At 44.9% G+C, this 24,386-nt stretch carries 18 protein-coding genes; 10 read left to right on the forward strand and 8 right to left on the reverse strand.

The genetic code is table 11. The features are described 5' to 3' along the window. Positions 1–819 precede the first annotated feature (819 nt). The 6 genes from AAC006_RS11455 (at position 820) to AAC006_RS11480 (ending at position 7,108) form a co-directional block, all read left to right on the forward strand. Positions 820–1,419, forward strand: coding sequence for a PepSY-associated TM helix domain-containing protein (locus AAC006_RS11455; RefSeq protein WP_339891355.1), 600 nt, complete (start codon positions 820–822; stop codon positions 1,417–1,419). 36 nt (positions 1,420–1,455) lie between these two features. Beyond that, the gene (locus AAC006_RS11460; protein WP_126871713.1) at positions 1,456–1,989 is read left to right on the forward strand and encodes a DUF2271 domain-containing protein; all 534 of its coding nucleotides are present in this window, start codon (positions 1,456–1,458) and stop codon (positions 1,987–1,989) included. Between the two features lie 16 nt (positions 1,990–2,005). Then, complete coding sequence (locus AAC006_RS11465; RefSeq protein ID WP_339891356.1) at positions 2,006–2,839, forward strand: DUF4198 domain-containing protein; 834 nt, start codon at positions 2,006–2,008, stop codon at positions 2,837–2,839. A 34-nt stretch (positions 2,840–2,873) separates the two neighbouring features. Beyond that, entirely contained in the window at positions 2,874–4,430 is a 1,557-nt protein-coding gene (locus AAC006_RS11470; RefSeq protein WP_339891358.1) for a flavodoxin domain-containing protein, read from the forward strand. Between the two features lie 234 nt (positions 4,431–4,664). Then, entirely contained in the window at positions 4,665–5,849 is a 1,185-nt protein-coding gene (locus AAC006_RS11475) for a hydroxymethylglutaryl-CoA reductase (protein ID WP_126871716.1), read from the forward strand. A gap of 119 nt (positions 5,850–5,968) precedes the next feature. Further along, positions 5,969–7,108, forward strand: a complete 1,140-nt coding sequence (locus AAC006_RS11480; protein WP_208806222.1) for an alpha/beta hydrolase — start codon at positions 5,969–5,971, stop codon at positions 7,106–7,108. Positions 7,109–7,159: 51 nt separating this feature from the next. Here AAC006_RS11480 and AAC006_RS11485 read toward each other — a convergent pair whose 3' ends face one another. Both AAC006_RS11485 and AAC006_RS11490 read right to left on the reverse strand, forming a co-directional pair. Beyond that, complete coding sequence (locus AAC006_RS11485) at positions 7,160–8,728, reverse strand: sodium:solute symporter (RefSeq protein ID WP_126871718.1); 1,569 nt, start codon at positions 8,726–8,728, stop codon at positions 7,160–7,162. 238 nt (positions 8,729–8,966) lie between these two features. Further along, complete coding sequence (locus AAC006_RS11490) at positions 8,967–9,485, reverse strand: hypothetical protein (RefSeq protein WP_126871719.1); 519 nt, start codon at positions 9,483–9,485, stop codon at positions 8,967–8,969. Positions 9,486–9,822: 337 nt separating this feature from the next. On the opposite strand from AAC006_RS11490, the gene AAC006_RS11495 reads away from it, so the two are divergent. The 3 genes from AAC006_RS11495 (at position 9,823) to AAC006_RS11505 (ending at position 14,330) form a co-directional block, all read left to right on the forward strand. Continuing rightward, positions 9,823–11,511, forward strand: a complete 1,689-nt coding sequence (locus tag AAC006_RS11495; RefSeq protein WP_208806221.1) for a carbon starvation protein A — start codon at positions 9,823–9,825, stop codon at positions 11,509–11,511. 321 nt (positions 11,512–11,832) lie between these two features. Continuing rightward, positions 11,833–13,068: an SO_0444 family Cu/Zn efflux transporter gene (locus AAC006_RS11500; RefSeq protein WP_013786317.1), complete on the forward strand. Its 1,236-nt coding sequence runs from the start codon at positions 11,833–11,835 to the stop codon at positions 13,066–13,068. A 158-nt stretch (positions 13,069–13,226) separates the two neighbouring features. Next, complete coding sequence (locus AAC006_RS11505) at positions 13,227–14,330, forward strand: CNNM domain-containing protein (protein WP_126871720.1); 1,104 nt, start codon at positions 13,227–13,229, stop codon at positions 14,328–14,330. Between the two features lie 6 nt (positions 14,331–14,336). Here AAC006_RS11505 and AAC006_RS11510 read toward each other — a convergent pair whose 3' ends face one another. From AAC006_RS11510 to pdsR, 6 genes are all read right to left on the reverse strand, one after another. Beyond that, positions 14,337–15,557 carry a hypothetical protein gene (locus AAC006_RS11510; protein ID WP_013786315.1) on the reverse strand — a complete coding sequence of 407 codons (1,221 nt, stop codon included), beginning with the start codon at positions 15,555–15,557 and terminating at the stop codon, positions 14,337–14,339. Continuing rightward, positions 15,557–16,237 carry a methylamine utilization protein gene (locus tag AAC006_RS11515; RefSeq protein WP_260563413.1) on the reverse strand — a complete coding sequence of 227 codons (681 nt, stop codon included), beginning with the start codon at positions 16,235–16,237 and terminating at the stop codon, positions 15,557–15,559. Before AAC006_RS11515 ends, AAC006_RS11510 begins: the two co-directional genes overlap by 1 nt. A gap of 275 nt (positions 16,238–16,512) precedes the next feature. Beyond that, positions 16,513–17,193 (reverse strand): Fe2+-dependent dioxygenase, encoded by a 681-nt coding sequence (locus AAC006_RS11520; protein ID WP_339891359.1) that lies wholly within the window; start codon positions 17,191–17,193, stop codon positions 16,513–16,515. 25 nt (positions 17,194–17,218) lie between these two features. Next, on the reverse strand, positions 17,219–19,513 hold the full coding sequence (locus tag AAC006_RS11525; RefSeq protein WP_013786312.1) for a TonB-dependent receptor: 2,295 nt from the start codon (positions 19,511–19,513) through the stop codon (positions 17,219–17,221). Positions 19,514–19,708: 195 nt separating this feature from the next. Next, the gene (pdsS, locus tag AAC006_RS11530; RefSeq protein ID WP_013786311.1) at positions 19,709–21,931 is read right to left on the reverse strand and encodes a proteobacterial dedicated sortase system histidine kinase; all 2,223 of its coding nucleotides are present in this window, start codon (positions 21,929–21,931) and stop codon (positions 19,709–19,711) included. 12 nt (positions 21,932–21,943) lie between these two features. Then, entirely contained in the window at positions 21,944–22,633 is a 690-nt protein-coding gene (pdsR, locus tag AAC006_RS11535; protein ID WP_013786310.1) for a proteobacterial dedicated sortase system response regulator, read from the reverse strand. Positions 22,634–23,465: 832 nt separating this feature from the next. Here pdsR and AAC006_RS11540 point away from each other — a divergent pair. Further along, positions 23,466–24,386, forward strand: a complete 921-nt coding sequence (locus tag AAC006_RS11540; protein WP_126871722.1) for an ABC transporter ATP-binding protein — start codon at positions 23,466–23,468, stop codon at positions 24,384–24,386.

Here is a 24,386-nt window from a genome sequence, read left to right on the forward strand (position 1 = left end):
ACTGTAGGTGCTGGTGTTGTAGCTAAGATTCTTTAATCTAAGCAAACCAAAGCATTAAAAGAAGGCGCTCATTTGAGCGCCTTTTTTGTGCGTGGAATTTAGTGGACATGGTAGGGAAGGGCTTTGTGCGCCTCGTAAACCCGGCGTAAACCCATCCATGGGGCCTTCGCTACAGCATCCATGCTGTAGAGAGTTTCCGAGGCCCACAAAGCCCTTCCTTCCAAAGCGTACCATCGTAAGGAGCCACCAAGGTGAGAGGGACTCGCCCCCACCAGAAACACGGCGTGAATCCATCCATGGAGCCTCCGCAGCAGCTTCCATGCTGCGGAGGGTTTCACATGGGCTTCTACTGGCGCTTCTGTCAACACAGTAGACTGTTGTTGGTAGGGTAAAGGTCACGGCGTAAACCCATCCATGGGGCCTTCGCTACGGCATCTATGCTGTAGAGAGTCTCCGAGGCGCACGAAGTCCTTCCTTCTAAACGTGCCATCGTACTCAGATAGTGATTAATCCCATCAGAAACGCGGCGTGAATCGATCAATGGAGCCTGTGCAGCTGCATCTATGCTGTGGGAGGTTGTAGATGGGGGATACTCCCTCTCTTGTAAATGCCAGCATCTACTATTGGTATAGTAGGGGATAACCCATCCATGAGGCCTCAGCCAAAGCACTTATACTGTCAAGAAGGTCATAACGGCAGGCCCATGTATCTGACAAATACGAGAATAAATCTCATTTGCATTGAGTCGCTGCGTAAAATCTGTATTATCTATCGCCTCGAAAGATTAAATAGCCATGAATAAGGAATAGCAAAACATTTATGCGCTTCTCATTAGGCAGTATTAGACAATGGCATTGGATAAGTGGGGCGTGGTGTCTTGTCGGCATATTACTGTTTTCCTTAACGGGTATAACCCTTAATCACGCTGCAGATATTCCTGCCAATAAAAAAGTGACTGAAATAGAAGCTACGTTGCCTGCATCTATAATAGATGACTTTGTGGCGTTGCCAGAGGGTGACGCTGTTGTTCCTGATGTCTTGGTGGATTTCGTATCTGATAAGTATGGTGTTGCTATCCCTATTTCGGTGGTGGGTGAATGGGACGGTATTGAATATTATGCGTCGTGGCCTGGTCCGGGTACAGATAGTTGGGTGGCTGTAGATAGTGAACTTAAAATGGTCACTTTTGAAAGCGTGGATAGAGGATGGATTTCGTATTTCAACGATCTGCACAAAGGTAGAAATACGGGAGTAGTGTGGCCTTGGTTTATCGATATTTTTGCTGTTGCCTGCATTATTTTTAGTGTCACGGGTTTGCAGTTACTTATGCGACATGCACCCAGTAGAGCTTCAACTTGGCCTGTAACTGTTCTGGGCGTATTAATCCCATTTGTCATTTTGCTGTTATTTGTACATTAGCGGTTTTGGGGCGTGAACTTGAAAAGGAGTGAAAAAATGAAAGTGCGAAATGGTCTTGCGATAGCGTCTGGTGCGCTAGGGCTTATGTTAGCCTCGTCAGTCTCTATGGCTGCGCAGTCAGTAACGCTTGATATAGCCTTACCTCAGCTAGATGTGGCTGAGTATCATAAACCGTACGTGGCTGTATGGATTGAAAACAATAAGCGTAAATCGACTCAAGTGGCGGTGTGGTATGACGTCGATATGCGTGAGCACGAAGGTAAAGAGTGGCTTAAAGATCTTAGACAATGGTGGCGTCGTGGTGGTAGAAGTTTAGATTTACCTTTCGACGGTTTAACCAGCGCGACGAAAGGTCCTGGTACGCACCTCATCGATACTCAACTTAATAGCGCCTTAGCGAAGTTGAGTGACGGAGATTATACCCTTCGAGTAGAAGCATCACGTGAAGTGGGCGGCAGAGAAGTATTGTCTATTCCATTTAGTCTCCCTTTATCAGCGAAAATACTCCCCGTTACGGTGGAAGGCAAATCAGAAATTGGGCGCGTTTCATTGCGTCTGGAAGATGAATAAACTCTCAGAGAACATTATGAAAAAATTATCAATTACTACATCATTCGTTGCAATAGCCGCAACATTAGCAGTGTCATTTTCTGCCAGCGCTCACCGCGCATGGGTATTACCAAGTTCAACTGTACTATCGGGTGAGGAAGCGTACGTAACATTTGATGCCGCTATCTCAAATACTATCTTTCACCCAGATCATTTCGCAATGAATACTGACGACTTAGTCGTGACTGCACCAAACGGCGAAACAAAAGAGACTGAAAATAGTGCCCGTGGGAAATATCGCACCACTTTCGATGTAAAGCTCGAACAGGAAGGCACTTATAAGATCACGTCTTTCAGTTCTGGTATACGTGCCTTTTGGAAAGATGACGAGGGTAAGCGCAAAATGTGGCCTGGTAGTGGTGAAGCTTATGTAGCTGAAGAGTTTGCTACATCAGTACCGAAAGAGGCAACAGATTTACGTATTACCCAAGGCTCTCGTCGAGTGGAAACCTTTGTAACCCTTGGTGAACCTTCAGAAAAGGTATTTACACCAACTAACGAAGGCTTAGAACTTATTCCAGTAACTCACCCGAATGATTTGTTTGCTACTGAAGCCGCTACCTTTACTTTGCTTATCGACGGCGAACCAGCAGTAGGTGCAGAAGTTGAAGTTGTTCGTGGTGGTATGCGTTACAGAAATGACCAAGAAACGATTTCGGTAACATCTAATGACGAAGGGCAGTTTGAAGTTACTTGGCCACAAGCAGGTATGTATTTTATCGAAATTGGTTATAAAGATGATAAAGCTGAAAAGCCAGCAACGGTAAGAACGGGAAGTTACTCAGGTACTTTCGAAGTGCTACCGCTATAAGCTTAAGCATTTACTGAGATACTTTAAAAGTACCATGACTGAAACTCACCGTTTACTTATTGCACTATCTAGCATCACGCTTTATGTGTTGTGGGTAGCGGTGATTTTTTATAGGAATAGGAAAAAGCGCTCCGTCACCGATCCTCTAACATACAATACACATGTAAATAGCCGCGATAGTAAAAATCAAACCCTTATTGTTTATGCCAGCCAAACCGGCACCGCAGAAAAGATTGCGCGGGCTAAAGCCGCAGCATTGGCTGAGCGTGAAACGATTACTTTGGTTTCCATGGCGTCGTTAAACCTTTCGATGCTCGGCAATGTATCAAAGGCGCTGTTTGTAGTTAGCACTTATGGTGAGGGTGAGCCGCCAGATGCAGGCACTCGCTTTTATCATGCTTTGCAGCGAGCCAAAAAGAGTGGGGCCACACCTTTATCGAACTTGTCATACGAAGTTATCGGTTTGGGAAGTCGGGAATACAAACAGTTTTGCCGTTTTGCAGTGGCTCTTTATGAGAACGTAAGCTTACTGGGCGGCACGCCATTAACATCACTCACCACATTAGATAGTGGAAAAGGTGAACATTTAGTCCATCTTGATTCTTTAGCGACTGAATTATCTGAACAAATGCAACCTTGGGTATTAGAACACCGCAAACAGCTCAATCAAGACGATACCCGTGGTTTATATGCAATAACCTTAAAGCAGCCGCCATCAGCCCGTGAGGCTGGTAAAGTGCCACTAACTTGGGAAGCGGGGGATATCATTGATATCTACCCTGACATGACGCAAGGGTACCTTTCTTTACAAGAGCCCTCGAGCCGGAACTTAAAAGAGCCCTCGAGCCGGAACTTAAGAGAGCCTTCGAGCGAGAACTTAAAAGAGCTCTCGAGCGGACACTTAAAAGAACCCTCGAGCGGGCACCCAAGAAAACGAATAGGACGTTCGTACACCATTGCGTCGGCACCGCAAGAAAATGACTTGAAGCTGATAGTAAGAGAAGTACGAAAAGAGCATGGTGAACTAGGCTATGGCTCTGGTTTTTTAACGAGCAAATTGCCGATGAACCAGCCTGTTTATGCGCAAATACGTAAAAACACGAATGCGGTTATCACCGATACGCAGTGTCCATTAGTGCTTATAGCGGCCGGAAGCGGTATTGCAGGCGTTAGAGCGCAACTTGCTAAACGAGCCATGCTTAAAGATGGCGGCCCAGTGTGGATTTTTTACGGTGAACGAAGCCCAGAAAAAGATGACATTTTGCCCAAAGCACTATCTCCTTTTCACAATGCATCGTGTATTCATAAACGCTCTGTGATTTTTTCAAAGCCTTCTTTAGAGCCAAATATTGCACCAAATCAATATGTACAACACTTGATAGTAGAACAAGCTGATGCTTTGAAAGTATTCCTAGGTGTTAATGATAGTAGCGGTGTGAATTTTGAGGCTCGTCGCAACGCGCAAATTTATGTGTGCGGTCATTTTGAAGGAATGGGTAAGGGGGTTGATGCTGCCTTACAGGATGTACTTGGTAAACAGTACTACAGTATGCTTGTCGATAAAGGTCGTTATCACAGAGATCTTTATTAAAACTAAAAATCCGCTTATCACCGTCAACATCTCCTATGCGTTTATAACTATTAAAAGTTTACCTCCAAAATATACCTCCAAAATATGCCAGCCAATTGCGTCTTTAATAAACGCGTTACGAAAGTGTAGATAATACTATTGCGGATAGCTATGAGTAAAAATACACAGGGTTGATTGGTATAGAAGCATAAGGCATAACATAATGAGTTAACATTAAATTAACAAGCAAGTGTTATGGCTAAGATCCCACGAAGCAAATCCAATGACCAGAACTCCAGTGAGTACAGCACAGAGATGGCGGCAACTCGGCGTCAATTCGTGAAAGAAAAAACTGGCGCTGAAATGAATCATGTCGGTACATTTTCAATCGAGCCAGATACTTTGCCGGGCAATATAGAGCACTTCACCGGTGTCGCCCAAGTGCCTATTGGGTTAGCAGGTCCATTGATCATCGAGGGTGTAGATGCTCACGGGGAGTTTTATGTTCCAATGGCAACTACCGAAGGGACGCTAGTTGCCAGTTATAACAGGGGGATGCGGTTAACTGCTGAATCGGGGGGCGTTAAAACTACCGTTATTGATGATGCCATGCAGCGGGCTCCCGTATTTGTATTTGAAGATGCGCGCGCTGCACTAGCTTTCGGGAAGTGGGTAACTGACAACTTCGAACTAATTAAAGCCAAAGCAGAAGAAACGACTTCGGTAGGTAAGCTGCGTGATATCGAGCAGTATGCCGTATCAAAAATGCGTTGGTTACGTTTTAACTTTACCTGTGGCGATGCGGCAGGGCAGAACATGGTTAGCAAGGCCACGCGACATGCTTGCCAATGGATGCAAGCGCAACACATAGCTGGGCTTGAACACTTTGCCCTATCGGGTAATTTAGATACCGACAAAAAACACTCTTTTGTGAATTCGCTACATACCCGAGGTAAGCGCGTGGTGGCCGAGGCCACTATTCCTGCTGATTTAATGAAATCATTAATGCATTGCTCGCCTGAAGCGCTATTCAAGCAACGCCAGTTGTCTAACATGGGGGCATTTGTGGCAGGCAGCGTGAGCAATGGAGCCCACTTTGCCAATGGGATTACCGCACTGTTTATAGCCTGCGGCCAAGATGTCGCAAATGTAGCCGAATCATCAGCAGGGTATACCTACAGTGAAATTACGCCGAATGGCGATTATTATTTTTCTATTACTATCCCTTCACTCGTCGTAGCATCTTATGGCGGCGGTACAGGGTTAGCTACGCAGCGAGAGTGCTTAGAAACGCTAGGGTGTTATGGCAAAGGTGGCGTGAATAAGTTGGCTGAGATCATTGCTGCTACTGTATTATGCGGCGAGCTATCGTTAGGTGCGGCGGTAGTGGCAGATGAGTGGGTATCCAGTCATGATGAATATGGTCGCAATCGCCCATAGCTTTTTTCGTGCAAGCCACTCGCGTAACTATTAATAATAGTGATTATTGTTGAAAAGTAACAATATACGGGTGAGTCTATCGGTTATAACAATCTTGATAATATAAAAGCGTTTTACGCATGAACCTACTTACCTTTTCCTTCGCCTTTTTCATTTTGGTGGTATCAATGACCTTTTCGGCTTCTACATCTGGGGCTTCTACCCACAACACTGATACGGCCAGTGCGAGTAAACAAAAGGCCGATACAGTCAAAATCTCTAATGAATCTCCGTTAACCGTGCCAGCTAAAACGTTACCGCTGCCAAGTGCTTCAAGCGATGAACTTAAAAGCGCGATTTCTCAATACCCCATGCCGTCAGTTGATGAAGTCATTAACAACACGCCTCAATCTATAGAGCAGTGGCGTGAATTGATTCAAATAAGAAATGCAGATCAGAAAAAGAAAATCAAAAAAATGCGCAAGCAGTTTGATGTTGATGTGTCTTTGGAAAAAATTAATGGCGTACCGGTCAGGCGACTTACGCCAAAGACCATTGCCCCTGAATTTAAAAACAAGGTATTTATTGACGTACACGGTGGCGCTTACGTGTTTTTTTCCGGGCTGCCCAGCATAGAAGAAAGCTTGTTAATTGCCCATAGAGTGGGTATTACAGTGATTAGTATCGATTATAGCATGCCACCTCATGCGCCATTTCCAGCAGCACTTAACGATGTAGTGTCGGTTTATAGCAGCGTGGCTGCAGAACATGGCGCACAGAATCTTTTTATAGGTGGCACATCTGCAGGAGCAGGTTTAGTGCTTGCTGCCGTGCAAACGCTTATTGCTGACAAGCAACCGTTGCCAGCAGCAGTGTATGCGGGCACCCCTTGGGCTGATTTGACGAAAACCGGCGATACCCTTTATACCAATGAAGGTGTTGATCGTATTTTGGTGACATACCAAGGGTTTTTGGAAGCAGCGGCTAATCTATATGCTGGAAGCGAAAGCTTAACCCACTCCTCTATTTCCCCTCTTTATGGCAATTTTGCTGGCTTCCCGCCTACGTTTTTAATATCTGGCACGCGAGATATGTTTCTAAGCGATACGGTGCGGGTGAATCGTAAGCTACGTGATGCACAAGTACGCACCCAGTTAGAGGTTTTCGAAGGGTTATCCCATGCCGATTACGTTGTTGCTTATGAAACCCCAGAATCTCACTCTGTATACCAAGAGCTTAAGCAATTTCTACTAAGCGTGTGTACTAAAAGTAGCGACTAACCGCCGATAATGACAGATAGCAACATAAACAGCCCGACATAGGTCGTGTCGTTATTGACTAAGCATCACAGGTAATGCGATACAAATACCAATCAGCACAACACACCAAGTAATGAGTGCCGCTATATTGGTTTTAGTGAGTACATCCTGGCGGGTGTTAATAAAGGGCTGTTTAACCTTTTTGTGACTAAGCCAATACACTCCCAGTGAAACACCAAGCGCGGTTGAAAAACCAATCACGTTCCACCAAAACCAAAATACATCTGGTTGGGCTAGCCACAGATAGATGTTTAAAAGCACGCCAGCAATAAGCCCAGTATTCACCTGCTTTGCCGAAAGGTGTTTTGTGCACACGCCTAGAAAGAATGTCGCAAGAATAGGCCCGTAACATACAGAGCCAATCTTATTGATGGCCTCAATAATAGTAGGGGCAATATCATCTACCACAAAGGACAAACCCAACGTAAGCAAACCCCAAAACATGCCAACATACTTAGCAACCTGAAGGGTACTCTCTGGTGACAGTGTTTTGCCCGCAACTCGACAATAATCTTCAACAGATACCGCCGCTAAGCTATTAATTGCTGAACTTAAAGAGGACATGGCCGCGGCTAAAATGGCTACTAACAACAAACCTAAAATTCCGTTTGGAAGGTAGTTAACTATAAAGATAGGCATCAGCCAATCGGGTTGGTCGTCAGGAATTTGAGCAAGAAATTCTGGGGTGGTCAGCGCTAATGTGCCAATGATTAACCCTGCAAAGCAGTAAATTAACGTGATAGGGAAACGTAAGAAGCTGGCAGCCATGATAATTTTCTTCAAATCAGCTAGGCTCTTGGCCGACAGCGAACGCTGGGCTTCTGATTGGTCGCAGCCGTAATACGAAGCGTATAACACGATGCCACCAAAAATCATGGGCAGCAGGCCGAAACCTTCACCATCAAACCCATAAGATGCGGTGTTTAATGTAGAGAGTCGTTCTGGCTGAACTTGCTCAAGAAAGCTTGTCCAACCGCCTATGTGATATAGCCCAAAGCCCAAACACACCAACGCCCCTGCGACTATCAATACCATTTGCACGGCGTCACCATACACAACGGCTTTCATGCCACCTTGTAAGGAGTAAATGAGGGTTATAACCCCAATTAACAGCACGCTTTGCCAGAACGCTAAGCCCATGGTGCTTTGCAGTATGATAGAAATCGCATAAATCATGACGGCGGTGGCAAAAGAACGGCTTATTTGAAACACCACGCTAATGAGCACCCGAGAAGAGCGGCCAAAGCGTTGCTCTAAAAAGTCATAGACGCTGACTACGCCTGAGCGATACAAGGTAGGCAAGATAAAATAGAGTAGGGCTAGCATGGCAAGGGGAAGGGCAAGCTCGTATGACAACCAAATAAGGCCACCATTTTCTCTTAGCCCCACAAAAGCAGGGGCCGAAATAAAGCTAACTGCAGATAGCTGCGTGGCCATAATGGAAAGGGAGAGAGGCTTCCAGCCCAGCTGCCGATTAGCAAGAAAGTAATCTTTTTTACTCACCTGTTTTCGAAACACAAACCCCATGATTAACAAACCCACGAGGTAGATAGCCACTACTGTGAAATCGACAAAGTTCATACACGCTCACCGTGCAGATGCGCTGCTACCTTTGAAGTGCGTTGTAACTCGAGTAAAGCCGAAGTGAGAGCACCTAATACAAGCGTGCTTACAGCGAAAAGATGGTTATAGTGGCGCGGCATAAATCTTCCCTGATAGTGAGCGTACGAGATCGTTACTATTCAGATACGTTACCACAGGGTTCAAGCATGTGCTAAAAAGTGTTCGAACCACACCACAGCGGTTCGAACACGTGAAGTTATGAGCCGAACATCACCACAAGTACAGCCACTACTGCACCTAATCCCGCTATTTTAAGCCCATTTTTATACATAGGCAGCTTAGGCATAAACATCAAAAATGCAGAGATGACGAAAAACAAAAGCGCAACGCCAAAGCTAATGTTCAACCAGAATAATGGGCTGTTATTCGTCGCCTTGTGAAGCTTAACCATTTTTGCCAAAACAAGAGGATAGTCTTTACGAGTAATAGTAGCGACACCGTCTGTTTTGTTGTAGCTGCCCATATTTAACACAACTTGGCTGTCATTCTCTTCAACTACCTTTAAACCTTTTACCTTAATCTTCGAAGCTACCTGTTTTCCGTTCAAGTCTAGAGACAACTGACGGACTTCAGTTTTATCGAATTTCAGGAAATCGGTGGGGCGAAAAATGAGTAACACGCCACTGATAGCATAGATTGCCATTATGCCTGCTAAGAAAAAGCCTAACCATCGGTGATATTTACGGACGGCCATATGAAATTTTGGTGATGCCATAACTGCTTATTAATAGAATTATTTATTGATGAGCCTTTATAAACGAGACTGAGCGGTATTTGAAGGGTGTAGGTAAGATTAACGCTATATTTAGCAGCTATTTTCTTTAAGCCTGCTATTTTTGTTGTAAATGATTGGTAAAAGCCACAAAACTAGCATGGTACGAGCAGTGTAAAAAAGCTGCTACCACAATAGACTTTGGTCTAATATGGCGACGTGAAAAAGTAAATAATGTTTTAATGTTTAAATAAGCGTTTTTTAACGACAGAAAAGCGTTGTATATGCGTTCAAAAAAGAAATTGAATAATGCGGTGCAACATCGACACAGGACAATAATATGCAGTCAATAGCCATAGTATTACTCGGGATCGTGGGCATGCTCCTCGGGTGGTTCGTTTACTCGAAATTTATTGCCACGAAAATATTTAAACTAGACGATAACTTCACTACGCCTGCTCACGAGCTGCAGGATGGTAAAGATTTTGTACCTACTAATAAAGTGGTGCTCTGGGGGCATCACTTTACGTCAGTTGCTGGGGCTGCGCCAATTGTAGGGCCAGCTATCGCTGTGTACTGGGGCTGGGTGCCTGCCGTACTTTGGGTTATTTTCGGTACCATATTGTTTGCAGGTGTGCATGATATGGGGGCCTTGTGGGCGAGTGCGCGTCACAAGGGTAAATCGATGGGAGCTTTGTCTGAAAGTGTTATCGGCAAGCGTTCTCGTTCATTGTTTATGATTGTTGTCTTTTTAGTACTGTTAATGGTTAATGCCGTGTTTGGCGTGGTGATAGCAAACTCGTTTGTCTCTCAGCCTAATGCGGTTTTCCCAGCCTGGACAGCCATTGCCGTAGCGCTTGTTATTGGCCAGCTATTAAAACGTAACTTTGGTTTAATTCCTCTTTGCCTTGTGGGTATCGTGGTGCTTTACGCCTCGGTTTATGCTGGTAGCTATATCCCGATTAGCTTGCCTGAAACCATGTTCGGTTTAGCTGACAAAGCGAACTGGATCGTTATCCTGTTTATCTACGCTGCCATTGCGTCTTTATTACCCGTGTGGATGTTGCTTCAACCCCGTGACTTTATTAACGGTATGCAGCTGTTGGTTGGCCTATTTTTACTTTATGGCGCGGTCTTCTTTGCTATGCCAGACATTACAGCGCCAGCTTTCAATACACAGACGGCCATGGACTCTCCTAGCTTAATTCCCTTATTGTTCGTCACTATAGCCTGCGGTGCAGTGTCAGGCTTTCATGGTATTGTGGCTTCAGGCACCAGCTCAAAGCAGTTAGACAAGGAAACTGATGTACGCTTCGTGGGTTATTTAGGGGCGATCGGTGAAGGTTCTTTGGCGTTAATTACCATTGTTGCGGTTAGTGGTGTGGCGTTTGCGGCCTCTCCAGAAGAGTGGCATGAAGTCTACAGTCACTTAGGTGCAGGTAGCGTAGGTGCGTTTATTAGCGGCGGCGCGGCGCTTATTCATCAAGGGTGGGGGCTGCAGGAAGCTTTCTCATCAACCATACTGGCGGTAATGGTCGTGTTGTTCGCGGGCACAACTATGGATTCTGGTGTTCGTCTTCAGCGCTACATTATTCAAGAGTGGGGCGATATTTATAAATTGTCAGCACTTAAAAATGGTGTGGTCGCCACTTTCTTAGCGGTTGCTTGTTGCTTACTGCTAGCGTTCGGCGCAGGTGGTTCTTCAGGCGGTGGCGGTATGATCATTTGGCCGCTGTTTGGCTCTACAAACCAAATACTGGCTAGTCTTACCTTGTTGGTTATTTCAGTCATGCTGATTAAGATGGGAAGACCAGCCCGTTACACATTAATACCCATGGTATTCGTTTTGGTCATGGCTTTCTTTGCTGGGCTAATTAAACTTAAAGAATATTATCTTGCTGAAAATTACCTATTAGTTTTCCTAGATGCTGTGGTGCTAGTGGTGTCTGTGTTGGTGATGCTCGAAGCATGGTCTGTTGTGGCTAAACTTCGTAGCGGACATCAAGACGAAGTGGGCGAGAAGGAATAGCAACAGCGGTAAAAATAGTAGCTAGCCGCTATCACAACATTGTTGAGCGCTAGCTTTATACAAAGCCGACGTAGAGCGTTATTCTCTGCGTCGGCTTTTTTGTAGGCAATCGGGTTATTCGATGAGGTGGATTACTTCTCGTTCATTCACGGTAGGCGCGTAAATTTGCTATCATACGCATTCGCCTGATTTGGTAGATTTACCGCCAAGTAAATTGGCACATTAAGCTGGAAGTCGGAAGTCGGAAGTCGGATAGCAAGTCGGCAAAGCAAATCAGCATGTGAAAAATATAAATGTTCAACGCGGTTCGTTTGGAGTGGTATGACTGACCTAATGCTATTAGTGCAAAATTTCATCAGCCTATTTATGGAGTCTGCTCCGTGGCTGTTACTTGGCCTGCTGGTGGCGGGTATTATGCACGAATTAGTGCCGGTCAGCTTTTTAGAGCGCCACATGGGAAGCAGCTCAACCGCCTCTATCACGAAAGCCGCGGTAATAGGTGCTCCATTACCTTTATGTTCTTGTGGCGTTATTCCCGCTGCGATAGGGCTGCGTAGAAGTGGCGCCTCTAAACCATCGACAATTTCATTTCTAGTTTCTACGCCTGAAACAGGGGTTGACAGTGTTTCTGTTTCTTACGCATTACTAGGCCCCCTGTACGCCATCGTTAGGCCAATAGCCGCTATTGCTAGCGCAATCTATGCTGGTCTTATGGTGAGATGGTTTGATGGCGCTAAGTCTCAGAAACCGGCACATTCACATACTCACTCTCATAAAGGCTCTCATCAGCACCCACATAAACACGCGGGCAGTGTATCTTGCTGTTCAAGTGAATCCTCTGTAGCTCCAGAGCAAGAAGAAGCCGCATCGTTGGATAAAGCGCAAACGAGTTGTTGTGCTAGTGAAAAGCCAACCACACGTTGTTGCGATGGCACGGCCACTACTCAGGGTGAATCAGTAAAACAAGCAAACAAACTTACCCAAGTGCTTCGTTATGCCTCGGGTAAATTGCTGGAAGATATTGTGGTATGGCTACTTATTGGCCTAGCCTTAGCCGCAGCCATCAAAACTTGGGTACCAACAGACTTTCTCACTCAATGGGGTGATGGGGTTATCGCTATGTTGGTCATGGCCATCATTGGCATTCCTATGTATATTTGCGCCACGGCATCTACGCCGCTTGCAGTGGGTTTTTTAGCTGCTGGGTTATCTCCTGGCGCGGTGCTGGTATTTCTCATGGCAGGGCCGGCTACTAATGTTTCTACCATGGGCATGATCAAACAAGAAATGGGTTTTAGAACCCTGTGTTTGTATTTGTTTAGTGTAATCACAGCCAGTATTGGGTTTGGCTATTTGCTTAATTACGCGGTGTCAGCATTGTCATTAGAAGGCTTAATTCATATGGAAAGCCAACTACACAGTCATGGTGCTAACATTCAAGCGCTCTATGCAGCGTGCGCTATTCTTCTTGCTGCACTAATGGCTCGATTGGGCGTTAAAAAAGTCAATGCTAGGTTGGCACAGCGTGAAGAAAACCATCAAGACTGTTGTGGTTAACACAAAGGTAATAATGGTTAGGTAATTTAGTATATGGATACCTGTATTTATGAGTAAATTACTCGGTATTCGTATTTAATTCACCTGCGCTCTTGTAAGTCCGGTTAAGGCTTGCATAATGGTCGTTTGCTTCATACTCCGATTATCGGAAAGGACTCATGTTTTTACTCATCGTTTATGTATTGATTGCCTTGGGCTTCTCTTTTTTATGCTCAATTGCTGAGGCAGTCATATTAAGTGTGTCCTCAGCCTATATCTCTGTTTTAGAAAAAGAGAATCGGCCTAGCGGCATATTGCTACGAAAGCAAACCGATAATATCAATACGCCGCTATCGGCAATTCTAACGTTGAATACCATTGCGCATACCATGGGTGCTGCTGGTGCGGGTGCACAGGCTGCTAGTGTGTTTGGCGAAGCATATTTAGGTGTGATTTCAGCGGTATTAACGCTGCTTATCTTGGTTTTTTCTGAAATAATTCCTAAAACCGTCGGTGCAACCTATTGGCGTGGATTAGCGCCAGTGACAGCCTATTTCCTCAAGTATCTAATTATAATTCTTAAACCTTTTGTGGTGATGTCTGAATTGCTTACCCGTGGTTTTAAAGATGACAGCCCACTTCGAGGGTTAAGTCGCGGAGAACTTCACGCCATGGCCGAGCTATCAGGTCAAGAAGGGCAGTTGGCCAACCACGAGGCGGTATTTTTACAAAGCTTGTTAAGCTTGCACGAATTAAAAGTAAAAGATGCCATAACACATCGTACAGTGTTGTTTTCAGTGGCAGAGTCGATGACGGTAGAAGTGTTTTTCCATAAACACGCGCATATTGAGTATTCACGAATTCCTGTTTATGAAGACAAAGATTCGGAAAACATCACCGGTTATGTCATGCGTTCAGATTTGCTTGTGGCGCAAGCGCGCGGGAATACCGATAAACCATTGTCAGAATATGCTAAAGACATGGTGACCATATTAGGCTCTATGCCTTTGTCGATAACCTTCGACCATTTTATCGATAAACATGTTCATATGCTTTTAGTGGTAGATGAGTATGGCGGGTTGGAAGGGGTGATTACTCTTGAAGATTTGCTAGAGCGCTTGCTGGGCGTAGATATTATTGATGAAAAAGACACAACGGTAAGTATGCGCAGATTGGCGAAAATGATGACGCGCCGCAAAGAACGAATGATGGTCAAAAACGTACCCGATGAGTCGCTCGATAAGTCGCTCGATAAGTCTAAATCTAATGGTAACGATGATTAGTTCTGTTCAGTCGATGCGGTAGGTAACTGCGAGCTGAAGCAGGTTTTCGTGGAAGGTTTCACTAGATACCGATGTAGCGTTTAAAAATCGTAGATTTTCTTGGCGGCCTCGATTCACTTGCCACTCGGCTGATATTGCTATTTTCGAGCTCATAGCATAAGTGTAATTAACGGTAATGGCTTCCCCTCTACTGTTGTTGGGGTCATCTATGGTGCTGTCGTTATCTATCACTTGATACCAATCTAAACGTGTAGAAAGTTGATGTGCTTCATGGGTATACGTTGCAGCAATGTAGGCCGCGTAAAAGTCGTTATTAACAATGTCTTCCCCCATCAAAGTGTCACCTATCAGCCCTTGCCCGAAAAAGGTGACATTGCGGTTACGCATATGACGAAGGGTTAATGCGTGAAATCGCGTGCGCCATGCGTATATTTTGTCAGGGTCGAAAATGAGTGGATTGGCGCGGTTGTCGTAATAATAATAACGTAACTCTGAACGGCGCTTATGGGCTAAATGCGCCCCCACGTAATAACCTGTTTTCGTATCAATTTCACGAAAGGGGTCTGTCCATGCTGGAGCACCGATCCCCGCTTCCGATACCACGCCAGGAATAGGAGTGAATTTTACTCTATCATTGTTCAGCGATTGCCTGTCGTGCAGCGCAAAGCCGCGCCATGATAACAAGGTGCCTGTGGTGTCGTTACCCTTAAATAGGCTCCCTATTACTTTCCATGACCAGTCACGTCTAACTTGCCTTCCGTTTTGTCTTAAGCTTGCCTCTACACCAAACGTTCTAAGCTCTTCGCCTATCCAGCTGTTAATGGCTGAATTAGATAAAAAGTGTGGTGACAGCCACCCCATGTCGGTGTTTTCAGCAGAAATTGCAGGGTAGAAAAAGCCGAGCTTAACTTCTGGTTTAATGGTGGATGCAGTGAGTGGTCGGTATTGAGTATAGAGTTGGCTAACCCCGAGTTTTTGTTCTCCATCGCTATATCCATTGGCCACAGCATGAAACTGCCAATTATCGCTTAACACTTTATTATACGCTAGCACCGCTTGAGATAACGCAACTGCGTTATTTTCAAAGCGCTGGTGGGAGGCGCCATTTGTTTGAAATGTGTCAGCATTATCTGCTGAAAGAATACTACCTCTAAGCAACAACCTTGTATCTGAAAAAGCGTGAAAATTGATGAAGCAAAAAACAACGAAAATACAACGGCTCAGCATTAATAATCACCGAAACCATCATCAAAATCATCATCGCTTGCTATCACTTTCGATAACGTTAGCGTGAAGTTTTTATCGCTGTTCAACTCAATTTCAGTTTCAATAAAGGGCGTTTCGTTTGGCGCGTTAGGGTGCCAAAACTCAACACTGTATTTGCCAGTGGGAAGTGAGATGTCAGCATTTCCGTCATCTGCGGTTTTTAAAAAATAAGGGCTATCAGCAATAACGATGTAACCTAGCATCCAATCGTGAATGTTGCAGCCAATATCCACAATTCCAGCTTGCTCAAAGAACAATGGTTCGGCAGTAAATTCTTTGTAGAGCTTTAGCTCAAACTGCTTGGTGGGTGAAAAAGAATAAACATGATGGAACACGTTATCGGCGTTAGGGAAGGTAACTTCTGTGTTCTTTTGTACTACAAGTACATGAGGGGCAAACTGCTTATTGATTTGATTCATAATCGCAGTTTTAGGTGTTGATTCTGCTTCTGAGTGGTTAGTTTCTGTGCTGGGTAAATCAAATAAGGGGGTGAAGATAACAACGCCGTCTTTAACCGGGGACTGCTCGGCGTCTAATAGCGTTATTGATGCGGTTACATTATTTGCTAGCGCATTAAATGGCGCCAGCATTGCAATAAAAGCTACAGAGGCAAGAGCGGCTAGCACAGCAAGCTTATTCACGTTTTTCGCCACGCGCTTAATCCAGCAAGTGTTAGGTGTAAAAAAGCACGTTCCACACATTATTTCATTCATCTAAGAGTAACCCTATCTTTTGCTAAAAGCTTTTTTTTCAGTCATATAGAGACCGGAGGTAAAGCTGGTTTATTTCACAGTATTCTAAGCGTCACATGTTAATGAGTTAGGAAAACGCTCAATAAAATACTATTGGCAAGATCGACACAGTCAAAACATACCTACAAGAATAACCTTGCGCAACGGGTAAGGTTTTGTCCAGTTTACACGATGGAGAATTTTCTAATGAGGTTGTGGTATACGTGATGAAGTTTATCGAGTTCTTCTCTGTTGGCTTTACCGCCTTGCACCAAAGACTGAATGCTTTGGTCTAGCTCATACAAGCTTTCACGAATAGTTTGGTCGCTAATCATGCTTTGCATCCACGTAATAGCGGCAATTCTCTCGCCGCGAGTTACCGGAGTAACCTTATGTAAACTTGAGGAAGGGTAGAGTACAGCGCTACCTAGGTTACCTTTGACTTTCTGCTCGCCGAACCCAGTCTGAATAACTAACTCTCCGCCTTCGCAATCGCTTGGGCTAGATAAAAACACCGTCATCGACATATCGCTACGCAAAACATCGGGGGTATTGGGAATGCGCATGATTGCGGCATCTACATGATAGCCGTAGGTTTGTGATTCACTGTAACGGTTGAAACAAGGAGGGAAAATGCGCTGAGGTAGCGCAGCAGAGACTACTTGCGGGTGGTTGCCGAGGCTTGCCAACAAGTTGTTGGCAAGGGCTTGAACCGTAGCGTGCTGCGCATCAGCTTGACCATTATTTTTAACCCCTGCTGCCATGCCCATTGCGGTCGCTTTTCCATCGTTAAATGGTACATCGGCTAAAGCAGCCCGATATTGCTCTACTTGGTCAGCGTCTAGTAGGTTATCAATAATGATCATTTTTTGCGTTTCTCTTTAAACTAACTTAGAACTCGTAGTTTACCGTACCGGTTACGTTACGGCCGTCACCAATGTACATGAAGGCACCAGAGCGATAAGCGGCAGTCCAGTATTCTTCATCGAACAAGTTACCGATATTAACACGGAACGTTAGTTTTTCAGACGCGTAGTAGTTCGCAAACAAGTTAAATACTTGATAGTCAGGAACGACAATTGAGTATTCACCCGTATCAGCATCGTAACCTGCCGCAGTGTCAGGTTGGCCACCAAACATTTCAGACTTGTACGTATAGTCACCACCAAAAGCGAACTTTTCATTGGGTTGATAACGCAGTTGTAAGTAGAAGCTTTCGTCAGCAAAGTTACTTAATGTAAGACCAATGTTAGATTCTGTGAATGAATCTAGTACTTCTGAGTCCATGAAGGCGGCTGAGGCTTGAACACTAAACTTCTCAGTAATATCACCGCTAACACCAAACTCAACACCTTCAACGCGGTTTTCACCCGTGTTTAATGTACCAATGGTTGAGTAGTCATCTTCACCGATACTTTCATGTACATCGCTTTTTGTAATACGGAAGATTGATGCATTTGCCATCAATTTTTCATCAAATAGCATCCATTTTGTGCCAATTTCGATGTTTTCAACATGCTCTGGATCAGCTTGCGCAGCTTGCTCAGGCGTACCACATAGTCCACCGTAACCACAGTTTGCGCCTAGGTCAGACTCGCCGCCATTAATGTTCGTTGCTGTGCTGTAAGAGGCGTAAACATTACCGTGTTCAGTAATGTCATATACTAAACCTAAGTGCCCGTTAAACAACTCATCAGAAAACTCATAAAGGTCGCTACTAGTTTGGTTGCTATAGTCGTAGCTATCCATACGTAGGCCAAAGAACACGTCTAACTTATCGGTTAACGCAAAGGTATCCATGGCGTAAATGGCATAGGTTTCAATATCGAAAAGGGCATCTTCATCACCACGTTCAATGGTTCTGTCCATTAATGACCCGATGTTATCGATAAGGTTTCCATCACCATCAAGGATACAATAGCTTTGTGATACGCCACGACGACCACCAATTGCACAGTTAGTATTTAGGTTTTCAATATCAAAAACACCGTTATCAACCGATTCATCGCTGTACTCAAAACCAAATACTAAACGGTGATCTAAGCCTGCAAATGACGTGTCCCAGAAAAGGTTAAATTGAGTCGTGAAGTAATCTACTTCTTGCCAGCCTTGGTGCGTGCTAAGTCGAAGTGTATCTACACCTGGTGCTGTTTCATCAGAATCATCACGGGTTGTTGCACTCATACCGGTCGTTACGTATTCGTTTTCAGTGTTACCTGCACGAGTCGCGTTATAAAAACGAACATTGTCGCTAATTTCGTATTCGGTACGGAAGGTAAAAGTGGTGACTTCTGAGTTTTGGAAGTCGTCATCTTGTGCATAAACAGGAATATCTTCTAACGGATAACCCGCGTCACGATCGTAGTAGCTCCCTAAGTCAGGCTTATCTTCTGCATTAAGGTAATAAACATCACCAATGAAAGACAGTCTGTCGTTAGGGTTTAGTACATAAGAAAGCTGAACACCATCACGTCCACGTTCAATGCCTTCGCGACCCGGCTTGTCTTCTTGAGACGTAAGTGCATTAACACGAATTGCACTGTTTTCCGTTAAGGTCTTATTCAAATCTACCGTTAAGCGCGTGTGCTCATCGGTACCAATGGCGGCATCAACACGACCAAAGTTATAGCTAGTAGAGGCTTTTTTCGTAATGCTGTTTACCGCACCGCCTGATGAACCGCGGCCAGCAAATGTTGAACTTGGGCCTTTAGTAATTTCAACACGTTCGGTGGCGAAACTTTCACGGGTAGTCATACCTGGGTCACGCAAACCATCAACAAAAACATCGCTGCGTGCTTCGTGGCCACGTATTACATAGCGATCACCAAAAGCATTACCATTCTCACCTGTACCAAGAGTTACACCGGCTTGCGCAGCAAGAATATCTTTAAGGTCAGTTTTACCACTTTCTTGAATTTGGTCTTGTGTAAGAACACTAATGGTTTGTGGTGTATCAACAAGGTCGGCTAAACGACGCGGGTCGCCAGACTTGTCATAGCGATAGATAGACTGCTGAACACCATGGATGCGAATTAGCTCAATTTCGTCTTGTTGCGCTTTACACTCCGCTTCGGTTTTATCTTTACAGATTTCAGTTTCTTGAGTTTGTGCAATTGCAGCGCCGTGTCCGAAAGCTAAGGCCGCAGCAATGGTTTGTGCACCCATCGTTAACGTTTTATTTTTCATTGTGTGTGTATTCCCTGTGTGTGTTTAGGAATCGAAGTGTATTCAAGTAGTAAATGAATGTAAATACTAATGAGAACAATTCTCACCCGTAATTTATTTTAGAGGTTTTTTAGAAAAACTTAAAGGACTGCGTTAAAAGGGGATATAACAGCAAAGGGACGGTGGTTTTCAAACCACCTCAAATAGCGTAGCGCATCAGATCTTTGGGAAGTTAACGGAAACAATCACTCCGCGTTTGTCATCTCGGTTGGCCAGGGCGAGCGTACCTTGATGAAAAGCGACAATAATGTCAGCGATATAAAGCCCCAAACCTAGATGTGGTGAACCTGCTGATTGCGCCGCCTCAGACTCAGGGCGAACCGATACCATTGATTGTACGAGTTGTTTTTTCATGCCTTCGGGCAATAGGGGCCCAGGGTTGCTCACAGTGAGGACAATTCTTTTGTCTTTGGTATAAACGGCTACATCTATGATGTCGTCGGGTTGACTAAAATCGACCGCGTTAGAAATAATTTTATCAAACATTTGCGCGATAAGGTCGGGGGCGCCCTTTAGCATCGCTGTGTCTTGTGAACAAGATAGTGAAAACTGCCTGTCTGTATAAGCATGTTGATACCCACCCACGCAGCCTTTAATTACGTCAATCATATTGAACGTGGTCACCTCTTCCTGCGCAATGGCTTGTTCTAATCGTGTGGCTTCACTCATGGCATTTAAAATAGAACTTAACCGGCTTATACCGGATTGGGCACGTTGAACGAAAACATCTTGTTGCGTATTCGCCTGAGCGCTAACTTGAGATAACGCATCAAGAGATGACTTCACTACGGCTATTGGGGTTCTAAGTTCATGGGAAAGCCGAGAAGCCATGTTCTCTAAATAGGAGTTATATTGCTGTAGTCGCAATAAAACATCAGAAAACGCTCGTGAAAGATCGCCAATTTCATCACCCTCTTTGGCAATAGGTAGTTTGCCTACAATTTTACCGTTAGCATCAATAATTGCCTCGGTGTTGTCTCGAAGCCGCCTAATACGATTTGATATTCTGCTAGCGAAAAGCAATAAACCTAGCGTGCCCAGTAACATTACTGCCAAAATAACGTGGAATAGCTGCTCTAAAGCCCGGTTTCTTAATGTGCGTATACCGTTAGTGGTTTGCTCCACCACCACTGCGCCCATTACCGCGCCCTCAATAAAGATAGGGTAAGCAGCAGACACTACCACGGCTTTGTTATCTGGCGTTAAGCGCCATAATGAATCCGGTTGACCATTAAGGGCTAAGCCTATATCTCGGCCAGCCAACGCATAAGCATCCTCTAGTTCATCCACAAAATCAGCCGGTGGCTTAGTGAGAATATGGTAATATAAGGGCAGTAGCCAATGGGTTTCTACCCAGCGCCATACCGGGTTTTCGCTTGCTTCTCTTTTGGCAGTATTTAGCCCTGAGGCCGTTTGTATATCGCCTGCTCGTGCCAATACCCGCTTGTGATTATCTATCACCCATACGCGTGAGTCGGCATATTTTAGCCCTGCTAATATGCGCTCAATTTCAGGTGACGGGGTTACCACCGTACCTAGTTCATCAATGTTGTTGGTGTTAGCGGTGCCAATGGCGTAGCGTTTTTGCCTAGTTACAGGGTCGTCCACATCGACAATGGCAAAGGCGAGAGCGCCAGAGGTCATGGAAAGGGGAAAGCGAAGTTCAATATTGTAGCCAGTAGCGGTTTCTTGCCAGCGACCTTGAATACTTAACGCATTTTCCACCGCGCGATTTGTTGTGCCCGATTCTGCTAATTTAAACGCATTTACCCAGCCACTTTCGTAAGGGGCTACTACGTATCGTGCTAATTGACCTGCTGGGGTTTGCATACCAATAAGTAAATGGTCACCCCGCTCCACACTTAAACTATTTGCCTGTCGCCATAACAAGGCGTCGTCACTAACGTTGAACATGGCATAGAGGAACTGATCGTATCGGCCTACCATATGCTCGAATGAGAGGCTAATCGCTTTATCTGTGCCTTTGTTCACGCTAGCTGCGCCCTGGTTTTCGTCGTTAGTATGAAGGTTAGTAAAGCGCTCAACAATTTCATTAGCGCCATAGTGGGTAAGCAAGTCGTCAACTTGTTGCCAATCGTTTAGTTCACCGTCAAGCTGAATAGGATAAGGAATGGGCGGGGCGTATAAATCAGTGCCCGGGCGTACGTCTTTTAAATAGGCAGACTCGCTGTCGAATAACGCAGGGCGTTCATGCAGCGCTGTTGCTACCGCCCTCGCCGTACCTATCATGGTTTGCTCTTGACCTGTGCGAAGGTATTGCTCTAGCTCCCATACGTAATTATAGCCAAGGTAGGGAATGGCAAAAAAGAACAGCGACAACACAAGCAGCTGTAAGCGTATGGAGAACCTTAACCGCATATTAGCAATACCCTACAACTGCCATCGATATCCCATACCGTAAACGGTATCTATGTGGTCGAATTGTGGGTCTAATTGAATGAATTTTTTACGCATACGTTTTATATGAGAAGTAATGGTGGTGTCGTCTACTACCATGCGCGACTCATCCATTAATTGTTGTCTGCTTTTAACGTGGCCTGGGTGTTTAATCAGCGCGTGTAGCATCCAAAATTCTGTCACTGTCAGGGCGACAGGTTCGCCGCTCCAACTTACTGTCATACGAGAGGCATCCACTTTTAACTCGCCTATACGAAGCTCGTCTTTTTGCTTGACAGGGGCTGACATTAAATCGCTTCGTCTGAAAAGCGCGGCGATACGGGCAAGTAGGTGAGCCATGCTGATATCTTTAGTTAAGTAGTCGTCAGCACCCATGCGAAGCCCGCTAATGGTATCTACGTCGTTGTCTCTGGCGGTAAAAAAGATTATAGGCAAGGTGGGCGACAAACCTCGCAACTGCTGACATAGCAAAAAACCGCCCTCCATTTCTTCTTTTAGACCAATATCAATGATGGCTAAATCTGGCAATGCTTCGTTAAACGCCTGAGTTGCCGAGGGTCGGTCTTCAAACGCATTAACCTTGTAGCCTTGCGCTCTTAGGGCAACAAGGTAGTTTTCTCTTATAGCGGCATCATCTTCTACTAGCGCAATTGTTTTAGGCATGGGATCTACTCTCAATCATTCTTGGCACTACTATACCTTGGCAAAAGCGCGCGTGCCTGAGTTCGACGCAAATTCCATAAAGTCGCCCGCTTTTCGCCATATTTGCCATTAAACAAAATAGCTTTTCCATTATTGTGCCCTGATATTGCCTTGTCTGCTTGGTTAACTATACCTGTGCTTGGGAAGACAGATTGACTCAAGTATGACTCACTTTGGTACGCCAACCCCTTGCACTGTGCCTAACCCCCAACTAGGTGCAGTGCTTTTTTATACCTCCCACCGTCGGTTCCGTCTTCTTTATCTCGTTCTCTTCTTATTTTTGCTTGGCCGCGAAAGTCCTTAGCACCCTGAATCGTCTGTGAAACAGTCGGTAAAAGACAGGGCAGAAATGTTCAATATCGATAAAAGAATGCATTGAGGCTTCAATAAAAAAATCGACAAAAACAGTAAAATAATCGGCAAGATAAGGAGAGTGGCAGGCAGATGGGATAATAAGTGTGACATAATTACCCCCTTTTATATTTCGTCTTTGAATTAGTGATAGCATGAGTGAAATGGGTGTTGAATACCCCTATTACGGCAAGGGTTGAATTACTAGCATATGCCAGCACTATGCTTAAAACACGCTTACGGTAGGTATACCGTCATAGTATTACCGTTGCCGGTGTATTATGGCAGATGGGTAGTCACGTCAACTGGCGGCAAACTGATTTAATAGATTATTTGATTTACAGGGCCCTCGAATTACAGGGCGCTCGATTTACAAAGCACTCGATTTACAAAGCACTCCATTTACGGAGGCATCAAATTACGAGCAACTTACGGGTAGCACATGAAAGCGTTGGATATATCAGGCTTAACCAAAACGTATAAAGGTGGCGTACAGGCACTTAAAGGCGTAGATCTCACTGTTGATAAAGGGGACTTTTTCGCTTTACTTGGGCCGAATGGCGCGGGTAAATCTACCACTATCGGTATTATCAGTTCTTTGGTTAATCAAACCGATGGCAAGGTATCGATTTTTGGTTACGACCTTCATACCCAAAAAGAGCAAGCCAAAGCATGTATTGGCCTAGTGCCACAGGAATTCAACTTCAATCAGTTTGAAACCGTGATGCAAATTGTGCTCAACCAAGCGGGTTATTATGGCGTGCCCCGAAATATTGCGAAAGAGCGGGCTCAGAAGTATTTAGCTCAGCTCGATTTATGGGAAAAACGCGATGCCAGAGCTCGCGAATTATCAGGTGGCATGAAACGCAGGCTAATGATTGCCCGCGCTCTTATGCACGAGCCTCGTTTATTAATACTTGATGAACCAACCGCTGGCGTAGATATAGAAATCCGTCGTTCAATGTGGGGCTTCTTAGAAGAGATTAACCGCCAAGGTATTACCATTATCTTAACGACACACTACCTAGAAGAAGCAGAAATGCTGTGCCGCAACATTGCCATTATTAACAAAGGCACCATTGTGGAAAACACCAGCATGAAGGCTTTATTGTCGAAGTTGAACACAGAAACCTTCGTACTGGACATTAACCTTGGTCAGCAAAAGCCGCTTTTGACAGGTTACGAAAGCCGTTTACTTGACGACCATACTTTGGAAGTCGATGTGGAAAAGGCAGAAGGGTTAAACCCTGTTTTTGCTCAATTAACCGAGCAGGGGGTACAAGTACTGAGTATGCGTAATAAATCAAACCGATTAGAAGAGTTGTTTGTGCGTTTGGTTGAAACGGCAAAGGCAGAGGGTTGA

The organism is uncultured Alteromonas sp. (assembly GCF_963976965.1).
In the GTDB taxonomy this organism is placed as follows: domain Bacteria; phylum Pseudomonadota; class Gammaproteobacteria; order Enterobacterales; family Alteromonadaceae; genus Alteromonas; species Alteromonas naphthalenivorans.

What these genes read in the sequence shown, in the direction of transcription:
- AAC006_RS11540 (WP_126871722.1), top strand. Translation starts at nt 23,466, where the DNA reads ATGAAAGCGTTGGATATATCAGGCTTAACCAAAACGTATAAAGGTGGC.
- AAC006_RS11480 (WP_208806222.1), top strand. Translation starts at nt 5,969, where the DNA reads ATGAACCTACTTACCTTTTCCTTCGCCTTTTTCATTTTGGTGGTATCA.
- AAC006_RS11475 (WP_126871716.1), top strand. Translation starts at nt 4,665, where the DNA reads ATGGCTAAGATCCCACGAAGCAAATCCAATGACCAGAACTCCAGTGAG.
- AAC006_RS11460 (WP_126871713.1), top strand. Translation starts at nt 1,456, where the DNA reads ATGAAAGTGCGAAATGGTCTTGCGATAGCGTCTGGTGCGCTAGGGCTT.
- AAC006_RS11505 (WP_126871720.1), top strand. Translation starts at nt 13,227, where the DNA reads ATGTTTTTACTCATCGTTTATGTATTGATTGCCTTGGGCTTCTCTTTT.
- AAC006_RS11510 (WP_013786315.1), bottom strand. Translation starts at nt 15,557, where the DNA reads ATGCTGAGCCGTTGTATTTTCGTTGTTTTTTGCTTCATCAATTTTCAC.
- pdsS (WP_013786311.1), bottom strand. Translation starts at nt 21,931, where the DNA reads ATGCGGTTAAGGTTCTCCATACGCTTACAGCTGCTTGTGTTGTCGCTG.
- AAC006_RS11495 (WP_208806221.1), top strand. Translation starts at nt 9,823, where the DNA reads ATGCAGTCAATAGCCATAGTATTACTCGGGATCGTGGGCATGCTCCTC.
- AAC006_RS11455 (WP_339891355.1), top strand. Translation starts at nt 820, where the DNA reads ATGCGCTTCTCATTAGGCAGTATTAGACAATGGCATTGGATAAGTGGG.
- AAC006_RS11520 (WP_339891359.1), bottom strand. Translation starts at nt 17,193, where the DNA reads ATGATCATTATTGATAACCTACTAGACGCTGACCAAGTAGAGCAATAT.
- AAC006_RS11500 (WP_013786317.1), top strand. Translation starts at nt 11,833, where the DNA reads ATGACTGACCTAATGCTATTAGTGCAAAATTTCATCAGCCTATTTATG.
- AAC006_RS11470 (WP_339891358.1), top strand. Translation starts at nt 2,874, where the DNA reads ATGACTGAAACTCACCGTTTACTTATTGCACTATCTAGCATCACGCTT.
- AAC006_RS11490 (WP_126871719.1), bottom strand. Translation starts at nt 9,485, where the DNA reads ATGGCATCACCAAAATTTCATATGGCCGTCCGTAAATATCACCGATGG.
- pdsR (WP_013786310.1), bottom strand. Translation starts at nt 22,633, where the DNA reads ATGCCTAAAACAATTGCGCTAGTAGAAGATGATGCCGCTATAAGAGAA.
- AAC006_RS11485 (WP_126871718.1), bottom strand. Translation starts at nt 8,728, where the DNA reads ATGAACTTTGTCGATTTCACAGTAGTGGCTATCTACCTCGTGGGTTTG.
- AAC006_RS11525 (WP_013786312.1), bottom strand. Translation starts at nt 19,513, where the DNA reads ATGAAAAATAAAACGTTAACGATGGGTGCACAAACCATTGCTGCGGCC.
- AAC006_RS11465 (WP_339891356.1), top strand. Translation starts at nt 2,006, where the DNA reads ATGAAAAAATTATCAATTACTACATCATTCGTTGCAATAGCCGCAACA.